The organism is Parabacteroides sp. PM6-13 (assembly GCF_029892605.1).
Taxonomy (GTDB): Bacteria; Bacteroidota; Bacteroidia; order Bacteroidales; family Tannerellaceae; genus QVMG01.
This window is the reverse complement of sequence record NZ_JARXWF010000002.1, coordinates 204,594-222,739: the sequence shown is the minus strand read 5'-3', so window position 1 is coordinate 222,739 and position 18,146 is coordinate 204,594. Positions and strand designations below refer to the sequence as shown.

Annotated in this window: 10 protein-coding genes; 7 read left to right on the top strand and 3 right to left on the bottom strand. The window is 45.9% G+C overall.

What is annotated here, in order from left to right; all coding sequences use genetic code 11:
* Positions 1-52: 52 nt before the first annotated feature.
* The 3 genes from M2134_RS02970 to M2134_RS02960 all read right to left on the bottom strand — a co-directional run bounded on the left by M2134_RS02970 (position 53) and on the right by M2134_RS02960 (position 5,420).
* Complete coding sequence (locus M2134_RS02970; RefSeq protein ID WP_280750210.1) at positions 53-784, bottom strand: response regulator transcription factor; 732 nt, start codon at positions 782-784, stop codon at positions 53-55.
* 4 nt (positions 785-788) lie between these two features.
* The gene (locus tag M2134_RS02965) at positions 789-2,348 is read right to left on the bottom strand and encodes a HAMP domain-containing sensor histidine kinase (RefSeq protein ID WP_280750211.1); all 1,560 of its coding nucleotides are present in this window, start codon (positions 2,346-2,348) and stop codon (positions 789-791) included.
* A 204-nt stretch (positions 2,349-2,552) separates the two neighbouring features.
* Complete coding sequence (locus tag M2134_RS02960; protein ID WP_280750212.1) at positions 2,553-5,420, bottom strand: TonB-dependent receptor; 2,868 nt, start codon at positions 5,418-5,420, stop codon at positions 2,553-2,555.
* A gap of 379 nt (positions 5,421-5,799) precedes the next feature.
* Here M2134_RS02960 and M2134_RS02955 point away from each other — a divergent pair, with 379 nt between their 5' ends.
* The 7 genes from M2134_RS02955 to M2134_RS02925 all read left to right on the top strand — a co-directional run bounded on the left by M2134_RS02955 (position 5,800) and on the right by M2134_RS02925 (position 18,017).
* Entirely contained in the window at positions 5,800-6,300 is a 501-nt protein-coding gene (locus M2134_RS02955) for an RNA polymerase sigma-70 factor (protein ID WP_280750213.1), read from the top strand.
* A 66-nt stretch (positions 6,301-6,366) separates the two neighbouring features.
* On the top strand, positions 6,367-7,377 hold the full coding sequence (locus M2134_RS02950) for a FecR family protein (RefSeq protein ID WP_280750214.1): 1,011 nt from the start codon (positions 6,367-6,369) through the stop codon (positions 7,375-7,377).
* Positions 7,378-7,562: 185 nt separating this feature from the next.
* Positions 7,563-11,009, top strand: coding sequence for a TonB-dependent receptor (locus M2134_RS02945; RefSeq protein WP_280750215.1), 3,447 nt, complete (start codon positions 7,563-7,565; stop codon positions 11,007-11,009).
* 18 nt (positions 11,010-11,027) lie between these two features.
* A complete protein-coding gene (locus M2134_RS02940; protein ID WP_280750216.1) occupies positions 11,028-12,764 on the top strand; it encodes a RagB/SusD family nutrient uptake outer membrane protein in 1,737 nt (578 codons plus the stop codon).
* A gap of 23 nt (positions 12,765-12,787) precedes the next feature.
* Positions 12,788-13,636: a hypothetical protein gene (locus M2134_RS02935; protein ID WP_280750217.1), complete on the top strand. Its 849-nt coding sequence runs from the start codon at positions 12,788-12,790 to the stop codon at positions 13,634-13,636.
* Between the two features lie 77 nt (positions 13,637-13,713).
* Positions 13,714-16,212, top strand: a complete 2,499-nt coding sequence (locus M2134_RS02930) for a prolyl oligopeptidase family serine peptidase (RefSeq protein WP_280750218.1) — start codon at positions 13,714-13,716, stop codon at positions 16,210-16,212.
* 176 nt (positions 16,213-16,388) lie between these two features.
* The gene (locus M2134_RS02925) at positions 16,389-18,017 is read left to right on the top strand and encodes a tetratricopeptide repeat protein (RefSeq protein ID WP_280750219.1); all 1,629 of its coding nucleotides are present in this window, start codon (positions 16,389-16,391) and stop codon (positions 18,015-18,017) included.
* Positions 18,018-18,146: the final 129 nt, after the last annotated feature.

The window sequence follows — 18,146 nt, the reverse complement described above, 5'->3', positions numbered from 1 at the left end:
ACACAAAAAAAAGGATGCCGTATATGATTGGCATCCTTCTTTTTATCGTTTTCTACAGCACTTGTGCACCCTCTTCGCGTGCCTGGTCGTCGCCGGCGGAGGTGATCAGCTTATAGCCTTTCCCGTGGATATTGATGATCTCAATGCCTGGATCGTCTTTCAGTAATTTACGTAGTTTGGTGATATATACGTCCATGCTGCGCGCATTGAAATAATTATCATCTACCCAGATGGTCTTCAAGGCGTAGTTGCGCTCTAAGATCTCATTGGCATGCGCACACAACAGGCTTAATAGTTCACACTCTTTGGTGGTCAGTTTTGTTACCTTTTCACCAATCGTCAGTGTCTGTTTTTGTGTATCGAACAGGAACTCACCCAGTTTGTAGAAAGGAATATCTTTCATTTTCTTTCCTTTCACGCGGCGAAGAATGGCTTCGATGCGCAATAGTAGCTCTTCCATGCTGAATGGCTTTGTCAAATAGTCGTCGGCACCCAGCTTGAATCCTTCCAGGATATCGTCTTTCATTGTCTTTGCCGTCAAGAAGATTACGGGTATATCCGGATTGATTGAGCGGATATCCTGCGCCAGCGCGAATCCGTCTTTCTTCGGCATCATCACGTCGAGCACGCAGAGGTCATATTTGCCCTTTACGAAACCTTTATATCCTGCTTCTCCATCGGAGAAAAGATCTGTAACATACCCTTTAGCCTGTAGGTATTCCCTGAGTAGCATACCTAAATTTTCGTCGTCTTCGCAAAAGAAGATCTTGATTTTTTCTTCCATAAGTCTAACTTTTTATAAGAGGTAAAGTAATAATAAATTTTGTTCCAACATTGCCGGATCCCTGTTCGGCACGAATCGTGCCTTTATGATCCTCCACCATTTTCCGCACATAGGCCAGACCCAGTCCAAAGCCTTTCACGTCGTGGATATTGCCGGTCGGGATACGGTAAAACCGGTCGAATACCTTTTTCAGGTGCTCTTTTTTTATGCCAATCCCGTTGTCCTCTACGGAGATCAACAGGCGTCCGTTGTCGTTCCAGGTGCGTGCCATCAACTTCAATGGCTCTTCCTGTCTGCGGTATTTGACCGCGTTGTCCATTAGGTTGAACAGTACATTCGTGATATGCATCTCATCGGCATAAATGGCCGACTCTTCCGCGCGCAGATCGATATCCAATGTGCCGCCATATTTCTCCACTTTCAATACAAACGTATTGGCAATGCCGGCTACCAGGTCGTTGGCGTCGATCTCTTTTAGTTTCAGGCTCGCCTTCTGTTTCTCGAAGAGTGACATTTGCAATACCTTTTCTACCAGGAAGCCCAAGCGCTTTGTCTCGTCACCGATGACGCCGGATATATGCTTGAACACCTCCGGGCTTTTCGTGATATCTGTATCTTTCATCATCTGCGCCGCCAACGAAATGGTCGAAACCGGCGTTTTCAATTCATGGGTCATATTGTTGATGAAGTCGTTCTTCATTTCCGACAGTTTTTTCTGGCGGAAGATAATGAAGAGGGTGAAGGTGAACGTAACCAACAATATGCTTAAGAAGATAAATGATGGTATGATAAACTTCACCTGGCTTCGGATATAATCCTGCTTGGTCGGGAAATAGACGCGCAAATAGTTCTGTCGCGAGGGAGGGTCTTTCGAGAACAAAGCCATGGTAATCATGTCTGATGCGCTGATCTGTCGTTGCATCTCTCCACTCTGATAAACCGGATTGCCATCTTTGTTAATAACCTGGAAAACAAAAGGAATGTTTAGTCCATTGTTGACAAATTCGGTGCGCAGGTAGGTTTTTAGCTGTTCGAAGTCGACCCTTTCCTGGATGGGTTTCAGGTTGGCTGTGTGCAACATATCCCGGGCGACCTCCTGAAGCTGATCCAATTGTAATAAATAGCGACGGGCGTATTCCCGTTGCAAATCGGCCGATGTCTTTACAATGCTATGGCCGGACTGCTGTTGCTGCTGACGGGTGGATAATGAAGAGAGCGGGTCGGTCTTTTGGGTGGTGATCGCATTGAATTCAATCTTCTGTACACCCGATTCGCTTTCCTGCCGTATCTTGTATTGGGTAATGATCTGCTCGATGCTTCTTGTATCCAAGGAGGAACGTTGTAAAATGGAATGTTGCAATTCCATATCGTCGATCAGGTATTTTTTCCCCTCGTCGTATTCAAGGGTCTTCGATACCTGATTCAAGCTTTTCTTTACGATTTCGTTGAACTGCTCGCTGCGCATCCGGGTGATGTCAGTAATGTAGGTTACCTGCATATAAAGCAACATCGCGAAGGTAAATACCATCACGCCTGTCACCAGCCATATCGTCGACTTCCTCATTTCTTTCTCAATCTCTTTTTAACAGAACAAATTAAGCTCCTTTTTGTTTAATATTTACACAAAAAAAGTAAAATCGGAGCAGTTCAAATGTTAAATAAGCCTGTTGAGGAATAATGGCTTTGGTGTTGATCGTTCTTATTTATAGCTGTTTAAATAAAGAAATCCCCGGTACCTATGCAGATACCGGGGATTTCTCTTCGTTTATTAGAAGTGCATGCCGCCTCCCATGGGGCCACCAAAGCCGCCTCGGCCATGTCCGCCCGGTCCACCCGGACCTCGGCGTGTATCATTCATCGAAGCGCCGCCTTTGAAGGCACTGAATTTGTAGATGAAATGCACCATGAAATAGCTGCCTATCGTATTGTATTGCGAGTCGCGTGTGTAGTTTGCCGTTACGGTACGGGATACATTGCTTCTCTGTTGCAGAATATCGTACATCTTAAAGCGGATAGTCGCTGCGTTCCCTTTCAGGAAAGAGTAGGATGCTGCCGCGTTCCATAACACCTCATTGAGCTCATAACCGTCGGTGTATCCTGAATTTGTTCGCCAGGTGATATCACTTTCGATTTTGAAGTTGGCGGGCAAATAGATCGTCGTATTTCCACCTAAGCTATAGTTGTAGATGTTCTGATTCTGATTGCTGCTGGCTTCCAAGGTGTTCTTCGTCTTCTGGTAGTTGATAGAACCATTCACACCCAGGTCCAGGTAAGAAGAGCGGAAGTCGATACCGGCTCTTTCCATGATCTGGAAGGTGGTGTTTTTATTTTTGCTGTCGACAATCGTATAATTCGATTCATCATCCCATACCTTATCGCCAATATAGGTGGTTCTGTTGCTGAAAGAGCCACGCGTCATGGAGTTGACAGTGAATTTCTTGTTCTTCAACGGGCTATTCATCATCACCATCAGGTCGCCGCTATAGTTGCCGTTCATATTCCGGTAGGTCGTTGTCTTGTTACCGCTTCCGTCGTTCTCATTGATCACATAGGAGGATATATTGTTCATCACATAATTACCGCCCCCCATCACACGCATCGTGAACTGGCTTTCCTGTTGGAACATCTGGTAGGTCACGCGCAAATTGTTGCTGTAGTAGGGCTTCAAGTCCGGATTACCCTGCACCACATTACGCGGATTGGAATAGTCGGGCACCGGCTGCAACTGAGCAACAGTAGGCTGGGAGGTTCTTCCGTCGTAATCGATTCGCAGATTGGTCTGGCGGTTGAAGTTATAACGGAACTGCGCCATCGGTGAAAAGTTTACCACGCTTTGTTTTACCTCTGAGAGGATGCTGTCGCCGATGAAGTTTACACTCTTGCTGTTGGAGGGGTCGACGTTGAATCCAATCGTGTAGTTGAATTTCTCACGGATCGACTTAAAGCTGATGCTGGCACGCTGGGTCAGGAAGTCGTTCCGGTAGTTCTGCGTTTGTGCCGTGTCGATCACGGAGTAATTGCCCACACCATCCAAGGTGTACACATTCTTCAGCGACTCCTGTTGTTGCTTACTTATGTTGTAGGTCAACTGGATGAAGTTGTTACGTCCCAACGGTTCTACCCAGGAAACATAGGCCCTGTAATTATGGCTGTTGACATCATTCTTTATCAATTCATCACGCAGGTCATCTTCCCGGTTGGCATAAAACGTATTGGCGATATTGCTACCGTCCTGATCACGGTTATTAAGCCCTCCAGAAAGAGACACACTAAATATACGTCCGTTGTCATTCAATCGGCGGCTGAATTCCAAGCGGGCATTCATATTGTACCCACTCCCGTCATATCTCGACAGCTGATCCCCGTAGTTGATTGTATCCCGCAGCGCGTCCAATTCGGCCGTATAGCTGGAACCAAACTGGGAGTTTTTGCTGTAGCTCAGGTTAGGACGGAAAATCAAGGTGGTCCGATCGTCCGGTTTCCATTCCAAGCGGAAGTTAGCACCTATATTATCATTCTTATTGCTACGGAAGCTGGATCCTGTCTCATATTTTGTTTCCGATTGCACGTTTTCCTGGCTGGTTTCCGATTCGGCTTCGTTTTTAGAATGGGCATACCGCACGTTCCCGCTTAAGGTCAGTTTTTTGCTGAATTCCTTGCTGAAGTCGAAACCGATATTTCCGGAGGTTGTGATCCCGTTGTTATTACCGAACATACCACGGCCACCGGCACCGCCCATACCACTGAACATGCCCATGTCCGAGAATCCCATATTGTTGGTGTTGTTCATACCGCCCAATAGGGTGTAACGGTCGTTGTTATACATACGGTTCAGCATGAAGTTGCCTTCATAGCGATCGTCGCTTCCGTAGCCGGCGTTCACATTACCAACCCAGCCCTCTTTCATGCCCGGCTTGATAGTCAGGTTGATCACCGTCTCTTCATCGCCGTCGTCAAAACCGGTCAGACGTGCCATTTCACTCAAGCGGTCCAATACCTGTATCTTATCCACCATATTGGAAGGAAGATTTTTGGTGGCTACTTTCGGGTCGTCCGAGAAGAACTCTTTTCCATCGACAAGAATCTTATTGATTGATTTTCCATTTACGGTTACGGCCCCTTCTTCGCTGACCTCCACACCCGGCATCTTCTTCAACAGGTCTTCCAGGGCTGAGCCTTCGGTTACTTTGTAAGAATCAGCATTGTATTCTATGGTGTCGTTGCGCACAATCACCTCCGGTGCTTTCCCGGTAACAACCGTTTCCCCTAATAATATCGCATCGTCTTTCAATTTCAACTTGCCCAGGTTCACCGGGTCGGTCTGTCCGGATATCTGCAAAGGCTGATAAACCGGTTCAAAACCAATAAACGAAACATGCACCATGTAGACACCGGAAGGAACGTTTTTCAAACTAAAATACCCGTTTCTCTCCGTAGCCACTCCGGCTACCATACTGCTGTCACGCACATTTAATAAACGAACCGTAGCCTGTTCGACAGCTTCGCCTGTTCCGGCCTCAACCACCTGCCCCTTCACTTCTACGCTCACATTGCTTCTCCGACTCTGACCCTGGCTATACGCAGCCGCAGAGGCAACCAATAAAATCATCAACAATAGATATCTTCCCGCTTTCATAAAATTTATAAAATAGTTTCACTTATGTTCGGAAGATAGACAAGCACAATATGAATTAGTTTAAAAAAAAGAGTGTGATTTACTTTTATTAACATATAACCTGATTTAAAGTCATTATGTAGCGAACATGTAGGAGAGATTGCACAGTCCTGTCGGACTTATATAAAAACAAAACAAGTCAAATTCGCTGAATAGTTACGCTGAGTAACTATTCGCAATAATTAATTATTTCATAAAATTCTAAACAGCTTCTTGCAATTCAATTACTATTCCCTGAAATTTTCCTATTTTTATCGCTCAACATTTTATCTATTTACGCTTGATTGAAAAAGACGCTATAAAAAGTCTCCAAAAGGGTTCAGCCGAAGGCTTTGAATTTTTGTACAACTTGTATCACGGCAAGCTGTACAATTATATATTGAAGTTAACCAACGGAAATGCCGATAGCTCAGCAGAAATCGTGCAATGTGTCTTTATCAAATTGTGGGATATGCGTGCTACTATAGACGAAGAGAAAAACCTTTTCAATTTCTTATATACGATAGCAAAGAATACCCTACTCAATAATTACTCTCACCTCCTGATCAAGGAGGCCTACAATACATACATTCTGGAGTTGGAACAACCCGATACACATTTCACCGAGTTGGAGGTCGACCGGAATCTACTCGATCAACTTATCGCGGAGCTGACCAATCAGTTACCCCCTGTCAGGAAAAAGATATTCATCATGAGCCGGCGAGAGGGGAAAAGCCACAAGGAAATCGCGCAACAACTGAGCATATCGGAAAAGACGGTAGAGCATCAGATCGGAAAGGCGTTGAGTTTCTTACGTGTTTGTTTACAAAAATATTACGGCAATGATTTCTTTTATAAATAGGGGACTTGCACGTCTGAGTTGTATATAGTTAGGAGTATTAATTAGACAATATGATAAAAGTTAGATATGGCGAATAGCGAATACATAAAATATCTCAAAGAATATATGAGCAATCGTTTGTCGGCTGCGGACAAAAAGAAGTTGCTATCCCATATTGCAAACGATAAAAACCTGGATGAACAACGGAAGGCGGAGATGCAACACATGCCGGATGATATCGATCGTGATGTCAGCCTGGAAATGTGGCGCAATATTAATAAACAAATTCAATCCCCCAAAAGAACATTCAAACCCCGAATCTCATTCCTTCTCCGGGCGGCAGCCATCCTTATACTGCCGATATTGGCTTCCTGGCTGACCTATACCTTTGTTAGAAGCGATATGTCTGTCGTAGCCGAAATGCCACCTGCCGTTCTCCATGTGCCTAATGGGCAGATGGTAAGTCTGGTATTGCCTGATTCCACTCTTGTATGGATCAACTCGGCATCCACCCTTACCTACCATAATAAATTCGGGCTCTCCGACAGAACGGTAGAACTCTCCGGCGAGGCTTATTTCGAAGTGGCCAAAAACAAAAAATTACCCTTTGTTGTCAAAACATCGGAATTCGATATAAAAGTAACGGGCACCTCTTTTAATGTCAAAGCTTACCCGGGCGACAACCTGAATACGGTCACCCTTATCAGCGGAAGTATCGATTTGATAACCGTAGAAGAGACCTTTAGCCTGCAAGCCAATCAGCAATTGGTCTATAACAAAAAAGAAAAGAGAGTGAACAACCGGGAGATCCCGAGAGCCGAGCTCTTCTCTGATTGGAAGAGTAATTCTATACGCTATGAAAACGAACAGATGGAACATGTGGGCAAGGATATCGAAAGGTTGTTTAACGTGAAAATCACATATAACAATGAGAGAATCAAATATTACCTGTTTACGGGTACCATTCATAATGTAAGTTTAGTCGATTTCCTCGAAACCATCTGTCGGGTAGCGCCTTTCCGATACGAGATCTCCCAGGGAAATATCATCATCCATGAAGATCAGACAAGGGCAGAATACTATATCGATGTGCCATAAAACCGCGCTTGGAGAGATCAACCTACCAATCGATTTTCAATACAAATAATACTATTTCATCAAGCCTATCCGAAAAAAACTTTTTTTCCGGATAGGGGGAAGTGCTCGGCACGATTGTATACAAGTGAAGCAGCATTCGGATATGTCTGTTAAACTTAAATTCTAATTTAAAACACACACGTTTTATGAGCTTACAACATTCCACATCGAAGCGAAAACTTCTCAAGCGTTATTTCGTGGTAGTTTTGTTCTCATTGATGCCTCTGATCTCTTTTGCTCAGATCACAATGCAAGGCAACAAAATACCATTAAGCAAGGCATTCAGCCTGATCGAACAATCCTCTGAGTACCGTTTTTTCTACAGCAACAACCTGCGGGGAGTAGACAAAGAGGTTACGTTTAACTTTTCGAATGCCTCAATCGGGGAGGCGATGAATAAGCTTCTGGAAAGCTCGAACCTCTCCTATCAGGTAGGTAATGACAAGGTGGTGACGGTGACGGAGAAACTACCTCAACAGTCGGTGGCAGAGATCAAAGGAACGGTGGTCGATGAAGAGGGGGAACCTTTGATCGGCGCCAATGTGTTTGTGCCGGGCACAACGATCGGTGTCATTACCGAAGTAGACGGCTCGTTTGTGTTACGCAATGTGCCGGCTTCACAAAAAACCTTGACCTTCTCCTATATCGGAATGGAAGAGCTGACGGTGAATATTAAACCGACCATGCATGTGGTGTTGCGCACCGATTCCAAACTGCTCGACGAGGTGGTGGTCGTTGCCTTCGGGGAACAAAAGAAAGCCGCCTTTACCGGTTCGGCCGGGGTGATACGATCGGATATGATTTCTAAAAGACAAACATCCAATGCCATGGATGCGCTCAACGGACAGATCGCCGGGGTACAGCTGACCTCTGCTTCCGGAGCCCCCAATGCTACGCCCAGTATTCGTGTGCGTGGTTTTAGTTCGATCAACGCGGAAAACACCCCATTGTATATTCTGGACGGTATGCCTTACGAAGGAGGGATCAATAACATCAACCCTTCAGACATCGAATCGATCACGGTGCAAAAAGACGCCGCTTCGAATGCGCTCTACGGAGCACGCGGCGCCAACGGGGTGATTATGATTACCACCAAAAAGGCATCGATCAACGAAACAGTAGTCACCTTTGATGCTAAATTGGGTATCAACGAAAGAGTGAACAACCTATATGAGTATATTACTGATCCCGGTGAATACTATGAGACACATTATCGGGGTTTATACAATTACTACCGCAATGTCGGAGGAAACAGCATAGCCGAAGCTTACAAAAGAGCGAATGAAACACTCGGTTCCCCCATCGGAGCGGGTGGCTTAGGATATATGGTGTATAATGTGCCGGTTGGGCAGTATCTAATCGGGCAGAATGGAAAACTGAATCCCAATGCTACCTTAGGCAATAAGGTTACGTATGATGGTCAAGAGTATCTGTTGACGCCCGATGACTGGGTGGATGAAGCCTTTCGCACCAGCTTACGGCAGGAATATAATGTAAATGTGAATGGAGGAAATGCCAAAACGCAGTTTTACGGATCGTTTGGGTACCTCAACGACGAAGGCATTGTGTATGCTTCTGACTATACGCGTTATACCGCCCGCCTGCGCGCCTCTCATCAGGCGAAATCCTGGTTGCGCTTCGGGGGAAATATCAGCTATTCACATTACAAAAGCAACGGGGTCGCATCAGGTGATGGCACTTCCGTTTTCGACCATGCGGTTAGTGTGGCACCTATCTATCCTCTCTACGTAAGAGATGGCAACGGCAATATCATGACCGACAAGAATGGTAAGATTTACGATTACGGAAAAGGCAATAATGCCGGATTGAGCCGGGCGGTGTTACCCAATACCAATCCACTGCAAACCAACCTGCTCAATCGGAGTATGTCGAATGGAAACACCACCAATGCCCAAGGTTTTGCGGAAGTAAGATTCCTGAAAGATTTTAAGTTCACCTTTAATGCCGGTATATCGAACAATGAATACCGTTCGGTATCCACATCAAATCCCTATTATGGCTTTAGTGCGAACCTGGATGGCAAATCAACCATATCGCATTACCGTACCTTCACCTACAACCTGCAACAACTCCTCAATTACTCTAAGTCATTGGGGGATCATACGATCTCTGCCTTGTTGGGACATGAAAACTACGTATATAACTATAGTATGCTATCAGGATCACGTACGCAGATGGCCTATTATGATGGCATATACGAACTGGGCAGTGCCATCACCAAAGATGATCAGAACTCCTCATCAACCGATTACAATACGGAGGGTTATTTCACCCAGCTACAATATGATTATAAAATGAAATACTTCGGGTCTATTTCTTACCGCCGTGATGCTTCGTCGCGCTTCCATTCAGACAACTGGTGGGGTAACTTCTGGTCGGTCGGAGGTGCTTGGATTCTATCGGAAGAAGACTGGTTTACGACCTCTTGGGTAGATATGCTGAAGGTGAAACTTTCCTATGGCTCGCAAGGAAATGACAATATCGGTAACTTCCGATACACAGATACCTATACTCCCAAAGACTCCAATGGAAACCTGGGCTTTGCTTTTTCCTCCAAAGGGAACAAAGATATCACCTGGGAGACGAATGCCAATTTGAATGTCGGCGTTGAATTCTCCCTCTTCAAAGATAGGCTATCAGGAAATGTGGATGTGTTCCGTCGGAAAACCACCGATATGCTCTTCTCGCTTCCTACCCCGCTCTCTTTGGGCTACAGCAGTTATTACTCCAATGTAGGGGATATGATCAACCAAGGTGTTGAATTAGATCTTCGCGGTAAAATCATCAAACAGCGCAACTTCAGCTGGGAGATTAATTTCAATACCACACATTACAAAAACGAAGTGACGATGCTATCTGATATCCGTGCCACGGAAATGGTAGACGGATACAAAGGATATACCAGCGGTAACTACTATCTGGGCGAAGGCCTGTCGATGTACACCTGGAGAATCAAGAAGTTTGCAGGTATCAACGAAGAGGGTTTGCCGACATGGTATCAGACAGACGAAGAAACAGGCGAACGCACGACAACCGCCGCCTACGCAGCGGCGACCTACTATTTGGCTGACAATGCTATTCCCGACCTATACGGGGGCTTTGGCACCACGCTGTCGGCCTATGGCTTCGACCTGAGTGCCAACTTCTCTTATCAGATTGGCGGGCAATACTATGATGGCGGGTATGCCGGCGCGATGGGTGTGCCGGGACTTTCCGGAGGTGGTTACAATATTCACAAAGACATATTGAAGGCCTGGACACCGGAGAATCCTTCTGCCACCATCCCACGATGGCAGATTGCCGACACCAATATCAATGCGCGATCGGATCTATACCTTACGGATGCCAGCTGGCTGAACCTGCAGAATGTAACCTTGGGGTATACCGTGCCCAGAACATGGTTGCGCAAAGCTCACCTTAAATCGCTCCGTGTCTATGTGACAGCAGACAACCTCTTCTTCGTGAGTAAACGTAAAGGGTTCGATCCTCGTTCGAGCTTCACAGGAAGCACCTCTTCCACCGGCTATTCGCAAAGACGAACAATCTCAACAGGTATCAACCTCCAGTTTTAATTCTTAAAATCCTACATCATGAAAAAGTATATATTTATCATTTTTACACAGTTGCTGCTATTGACAGTCAATACCAGCTGCATAGAAGAGGTGTATCCCACGACGGTACTCACGATAGAGCAGATTTCAGAATCGGAAACAGCCGTGGAGGCGTTGCTCGATGGCGCCATCGCTTATATGGATGCCTATTATTACAATAGTCAACTCTCCGGGCTTGGTTATCCCATGATGCTGATATTTCGCGATGTGGCGACTCATGATTTTCCTATAAGTAGAATCTCATACGACTACTTCAATAATCCGTTTGGATCAACCGGCGGATTGGGGAATTCAGCTCAAATGCAAACGATATGGATGTATTATTATTACTTGATAAATAATGTGCACAATGTAATCAGCGCGGCCAATGTGGAGAATGCCAGCCCCGCTATGAAAAACTATCTGGGCGTAGCCTATGTTTTCCGTTCCCTGGCCTATTTTGATATGGCCAGATCGTACGAATATTTCCCCACCGGCGTGCCGGCATTGGATAATCAGGCTTTAGAAAATGAGGTGGCAGGTCTTACCGTTCCGATTGTCACGGAGACAATCACCGAGAATGAAGCGCGTAATAATCCGCGGGCTCCATTCTATCACATGTACCGGTTTATTCTAAACGACCTGAATGATGCGGAAACACTTTTGGAAGGTTACGTACGACCGGCCAAAAACTACCCGGATGAAAGCGTTGTCTTTGGTATGAAAGCGCGTTTCTGGTTGGAAATGGGTACACGGTTTGAGAAATCGCCCGCCGATCTGAATACTTTCCTGTCACACGAAAATGACGAAGAGTTGGCTCATTTGGATAAATTGGGCGTTACCTCCGCCTTAGAATGTTACCAGAAATCGGCAGAATACGCCCGCAAAGCGATTGACAAGAGTGGCTGCACCCCGTTGACTCAAGAGCAATGGTATGATACGACCAAAGGTTTCAACAATGTGAATTCACAGAATTCATGGATGTTTTCTATTATGATTAATTCGGATGCCCTGGGATCGGCCACGTATGTGAATTGGATAGCCAATATGTCTCCCGAGACCACCTTTGGGACAATCAACCAACGTTATACTACCTTCCGGATGATCGGTAAAAACCTATACGATCAGATACCGGATAGCGACTGGCGGAAACAGACCTGGGTTGACCCCAGTGATGCCGGCAAAAACCCCACTCCGGAAAAGTATAAAACGCTTTTGAGTGCGGCAGACTGGGCGAAGTCTGTGGCATATACCGAATTCAAGTTCAGACCCGGTGAAGGAAACATGACCAATCATAAGGTGGGAGCCGCTGTTGATATCCCGCTGATGCGTATGGAAGAGATGCTTCTTATCGAAGCGGAAGCCCTGGCTCATACCCAAGGATTGGCCGTTGGTATCTCCAAACTGGAAGATTTTGTCAACACCTATCGCTATACCGACAAGAGTTATTCCTGTGATGCCCTTGATATGGATAATTTCATCTCACATGTGGTTTTGCAAAAACGCATCGAACTATGGGGAGAAGGAATCGTATTCTTCGATTACAAGCGCCTGAAGATGCAGGTATTACGTGGCTATTCCGGCACAAACTACATTGTAGGGCAGCGATTCAACTCCATACCCGGCTATGTAGCCCCCTGGATGAATTATTATATCACCGATTACGAATTCACGCGTAACCTGGGAATAAAACCCAATCCCGATGCGTCGAAAGCAATTGATGAGTGGCAACAATAAGAATTAGAATAAAGAATAAAACCATGAGAAGATTCATATATTTATCGCTTCTGGCTGTCGTTGCAACGACGCTATTCTGTGCATGCTCCAATGATGACAACTACTCACCCGGAGAGCAAAATGATCCCAACACAATGGCCGTGTTCTTTCCTACGAATAACCGAAATGTGATTGTTCTGTCGAACCAGGACGAATATAAGATAGATATCCTGGTAAGCCGCTTGAAAAGCGATCAGGCGGCAACTGTTCCGGTGAAGGTAATCAAGAAAGACGAGGTGTTTGTAGTGCCTGAATCGGTTGTGTTCCAGGCCGGACAGGCGGAGAGTACAATAACCGTCACCTTCCCGTCGGCAGAGACCGCCTCCTATTCATTCATCCTGGGTATCGAAGGGAAAGAATATGTAGACCAGTACAGCATTGTAGATGGACATTCGCAATATGACTGTACGATACATATCGAAAAATGGGAAGTAGCTATTTCTCAGGCAACGTTTGGCTTTGCCTCTCTTTTCGAACCGGAGAAGGTAGACATACTGAAACAGGATGGACTAAACCGATACAAAATTGTAAACTACCTCAAATCGGGATTTGATTTTGTCTTCTCTATCGATGAGAATATGAATATCGTACCGGAAGGAGGTCATAAGCCCAATGCGAACAACTGGTATTTCTCTGCGGGTAATACGGCAGCCTATCCGGTGCCCAAAGCAGGTAGTGAGGGCTTGACAATAACCAATTTCTATGTGTATGTGAGTGTGAGCGGCACCCATTCATTTGTTGATTTCACCAACAAGAAAGGCTCTGTCTACCATAATAACACATACAATAACGGCACCGCCGGTTGGAACAGGAATAATTTCACGTGGCAATAAACTAAACGCTATAACTATCTCTAATGCCAGATGTCTCCTTTATGGATGTCATCTGGCATTTTAAAAATGTAAACACCATGAAAGCAAAGGATATGCGTACTTTTATAATCATTCTTTTTTTTATCTTTTTATGGCAGAATGGGGTCGCCCAGTCTATTGTTGTGGATGAATATATCCATTACGGATCGTTCGGTATTAGAACTCCACTCATGAATGATCCGGTTGATCTGAACAAGAAACCGTTCGATTTCAAATCTTTGATAAGCCAATCCTTGCCGGTTGCGGTATACGCAGGCAAGGGAGAGATCGTAAAAACGGACAACGAGGGTCGAATCACTATCAGCTCTTCGGATGAATCTCATCGGATCGGCCTACTGACCTTCTATATGGATGCTCCTGTCTATTGTACACCGGAGCTGCAATTCGAAGGACTGCCGGATATAGCTGAACTTTATCTGAACGGAAAGATACAAGCCCTGCAGAAAGGCTCTGCCAAACTTACGCTAGAGCCCATACGACATGAGCTGGTTATTAAGTATATCGCGGAGCCGTGCAAAGCGTATACTATCCGCACCACCATACAAGATAGTGTAGGATTATCGCCTCAGGCAACAACAAACCCTTCGAAAAGATATTCCATTTACGAGGTGGTCAACGGCAGACGCATACAATCGGCACGCATCTCCCCCGATGGGAAATACTATTTTGTGAGATACTACCATGTATTTCCCGATGGAAAAAGAGAAGAATATGCCGAACTGATCGAAGCGAAGAGCTACAAACAGGTACGAACGAAAAACACCAGCTTGAAATGGATGCCCGCCAGCAACCTGTTGTATTATGTGGAAGAGGGTGCCAAAGGCATCGACTTGATCACGGTCAACCCCGCCACGCTGCAGGAGAAGATCGTTGCCTCCGGATTGCCCACGAAAAGCTTTACCCTTTCTCCGACTGAAGATTTTATTATCTACTCAAAAACAGATAATGGATCGGCTGAAAAAAACGCTGTCAAACAGGTATTGCATCCGGATGATCGTAGCCGCGGATGGCGCAATCGCTCCTTTTTATACAAATACGACCTTCAAACCGGCGTGAGCGAACGGCTTACCTTTGGCCGCACATCCACCGGCCTACAGGATATATCGCCCGATGGTCGCTACCTATTGTTCAGCAGTTGGAACTCGGACTACACCGAAACCCCTTTTATTCGCTCCACCTTCTGCTTGTTTGATCTTCAGAAGATGAAGGCCGATACCCTGTTATACAACGACAGGCATGTGAGCCGAATGGCCTTTTCGCCTGATGGTAAGAAATTGAGCGTATTGGCCTCGGCGGATGCTTTCGACGGATTGGGGCGCGACCTGCCAGATGGACAGATTATCAATAGCTACGACAAACAGCTCTACCTCTATGATATAGCGACTGGCCTGGCGGAGGCGCTGACTAAAGAGTTTGATCCTTCGGTGAAATCGGTGGCATGGAATCGTTACGACAACCTATTGTATGTGACAGCCGAAGAGGGCGACAAGGTGTTACTCTATACCATCCATCCGGAGAAAAAACGGATCACCCCCATCAAGACCACCGAAGAGATGGTCTCTGAGATATCCTTTAGTTCAAACAGCCCGGATCTGATCTACTATGGGGTCGGGCTGTCGAACACACAGCGTTTATACAGTCTCGACCTAAAAAAACGACAAGAAAGGCTATTGCATGATGTATCGGCCGAAGTACTGGAGAATGTGCGGCTCGGAGAAGCCGGCGATTGGAGCTTTATCAGTAGCCGGGGCGATAGCATTCCGGGACGTTATTATCTGCCTGTCGATTTTGATGCCACGAAAAAGTATCCGATGATCACCTATTATTACGGAGGAACAAACCCCACCACCCGACGTCTGGAGGGGCATTATGCGCCCCATGTATTTGCCGGAATGGGCTTCGTTGTCTATGTAGTACAGCCCCGTGGCTCTACCGGGTATGGGCAGGAGCTTTCTGCGCGACATGTAAACGACTGGGGAAAGAAAAATGCGGATGAAATCATTGAAGGAGTATTGAAATTCTGCGAAGAGCATCCGTTTGTCGACAAGACGAAACTCGGTTGCGTCGGTGCCTCCTATGGTGGATTTATGACCATGTATTTACAAACAGTCACCGATATTTTTGCGGCAGCCGTGTCGCATGCCGGCATCAGTAATATATCGGCCTATTGGGGCGAAGGGCTTTCGGGACATAGCTACAGCGCCATTGCCAGTGCCGGCAACTATCCTTGGAACGCTGAAGAACTGTATGCCGGTCAAAGTCCACTTTACAGAGCCGATAAGATCAATACCCCCCTGTTACTGCTTCACGGAACAGCCGACACGAACGTGCCTACCGGCCAAAGCTACGAGATGTTTATGGCACTCAAAATGCTTGGCAAAGAGACCGCATTGGTTGTAGTAGATGGCGAAAATCATGGCATCACCAATCATGCCAACCGCATACGTTGGAGCCAGACCATGTATGCCTGGTTCAACAAATGGCTGAAAGACAGACCCGAATGGTGGGAAGCACTTTATCCGGAAAAGGATCTGTAAAAAAAGCATTTTTTATTTTTTCTCACGACTTAAAAAACAGTGTAAAAAAATTCTCACCCGCGTGAGAAAAAATTCTCATGCGGGTGAGAATAAAAAATCGTTGTCTTGTTTTTCAAAAGAAAAAAGGGGGAAAAATAGAAAGAATACCTATCTTAGCCCTGTTAACCCATACTATTATGAATAGTTTGAGTCTGAAATGCGCCTTGATCTTATTCTTTTGTTGTATCCCTTTCGCTCTGTCCGGGCAAAACGGGGATGCGGAGCAGCATATTGAACAGTTGATCACAAAAGCGGAGGAGATGCTGAAGGCTGATCCTTCAAGAGCTATCTATTATTCCAATTCAGCTATCGTTGAGGCACAAAAGATAAACGATCAGCGGCATATTGCCATGGCGCAGGCTACGCTGGGTGAGGCCTATATGAATCAAGGTGACTTCGATATGGGGTTCGAGTCGTTGACCAATGCTCTCGAGGCCTGTCCCGCCGACAGTGCCAAATTGCAAGCCTATATCTATCTCCGTCTCTCGGGTGCCTATCTCAAACTAAAGGATCTCGATCAGGCTTCTAACTATGTGGATAAGGCGTCGGATATCTACCGGTCGCTGAACGATTCCCTGGATCTGGCGCGTTGCTACAACTCTAAAGGCTTGGTCTATATCCAGGTTCCAGACAATGAGAAAGCCGAAGAGAATTTCAAGGCGGCCCTGGCTATCAACCGCAAGCTTGGTGAGGTCAATTCCATCGCTTCCAACCTCAACAACCTCTGTCTGTATGAAGGAAATACGCCGGAGAAAATCGGTATGCTTCATGAGGCGATTGCGATCAACAGCTCGTTGGGCAAGGTGTGGTCGCTGGGTGAGAATTATAACAACCTGGGAACACAGTATTATTATGCGCGCGAGTACGACAAGGCGCTTGCCGCCCTGGATACCGCCATGCAGTATGCCCGCCAGATCAATGCCAAGGAGCTTATTTGTGATAATCATCGTTATGCCTCCTGGGTGTATGCCGGCAAAAAGGATTTTGCCCGGGCGTATGAATATCTGAATCTGCTGTATAAAACAGAACAGGAGCTTCTCACGATGAACGAGATGCGGCAGGTGGAGTTGAATGTCATTCAGAAGCGACTCCGAAATAAGGAGCAGCAAATGATTATGCAGGAGCAAGCTTTCGAGATTCACAACCTGCGTCATTCGATATTTATTTCCATACTTATCGCGGTGGTCTTGTTTTTTGCACTCTCCTACCTGTTCTATCGCTACCGCCACAAGAAAAAGATCGAATATCTCGAACAAGCGCAAAAATATGAATCTCAGGAGAAGGAGCTGATCTCGTTGAAATTGCAACAGGCGGAAAATGAAACGCGGGTGGCTCAGCAAGCACTAAGTCATAACAAAAACGAATTGATAAACTTTTCCTTTTTTGTCCGCAGCCGTAACGATATATTAGCCAATATTCAATCGATGATAAAGGACAGCTACCGGCTCACGGGACAGGATGCCGAACGCCATCTCCGCAGCATCAACGCCTATATCGCCCAGTTCCAGGCAAGGAACACCGAGACGGAGGTCTTGATCGACAAGGTGAACGCGGAGTTTATTCAAAAGCTCTCCCAATTACATCCGGACCTCTCGAAAAACGAGATACAATTGGCCTCCCTCTTGCGTATTGGTCTCTCGACCAAAGAGATTGCTTCGATTATCGATTCCACGCCCAAAACCGTCAATATGGCTCGATACCGCCTGCGTAAGCATCTGAACCTCGAAACAGACGAAAGCCTGACCGAATATATGCAGGGGATTTAACGCAGAGGTAGATTCATAAAAGTCAAAACAGCTTCTTATTCCCGTGGAATAATTGTTTATCCTATTCTTTTGTTATACATTCGCCACCGAAAGAGAGTTTTTCGAATCAGTGACGCCAAAAGGCTTTTT

What these genes read in the sequence shown, in the direction of transcription:
- M2134_RS02970 (WP_280750210.1), bottom strand. Translation starts at nt 784, where the DNA reads ATGGAAGAAAAAATCAAGATCTTCTTTTGCGAAGACGACGAAAATTTA.
- M2134_RS02965 (WP_280750211.1), bottom strand. Translation starts at nt 2,348, where the DNA reads ATGAGGAAGTCGACGATATGGCTGGTGACAGGCGTGATGGTATTTACC.
- M2134_RS02960 (WP_280750212.1), bottom strand. Translation starts at nt 5,420, where the DNA reads ATGAAAGCGGGAAGATATCTATTGTTGATGATTTTATTGGTTGCCTCT.
- M2134_RS02950 (WP_280750214.1), top strand. Translation starts at nt 6,367, where the DNA reads ATGGCGAATAGCGAATACATAAAATATCTCAAAGAATATATGAGCAAT.
- M2134_RS02945 (WP_280750215.1), top strand. Translation starts at nt 7,563, where the DNA reads ATGAGCTTACAACATTCCACATCGAAGCGAAAACTTCTCAAGCGTTAT.
- M2134_RS02940 (WP_280750216.1), top strand. Translation starts at nt 11,028, where the DNA reads ATGAAAAAGTATATATTTATCATTTTTACACAGTTGCTGCTATTGACA.
- M2134_RS02935 (WP_280750217.1), top strand. Translation starts at nt 12,788, where the DNA reads ATGAGAAGATTCATATATTTATCGCTTCTGGCTGTCGTTGCAACGACG.
- M2134_RS02930 (WP_280750218.1), top strand. Translation starts at nt 13,714, where the DNA reads ATGAAAGCAAAGGATATGCGTACTTTTATAATCATTCTTTTTTTTATC.
- M2134_RS02925 (WP_280750219.1), top strand. Translation starts at nt 16,389, where the DNA reads ATGAATAGTTTGAGTCTGAAATGCGCCTTGATCTTATTCTTTTGTTGT.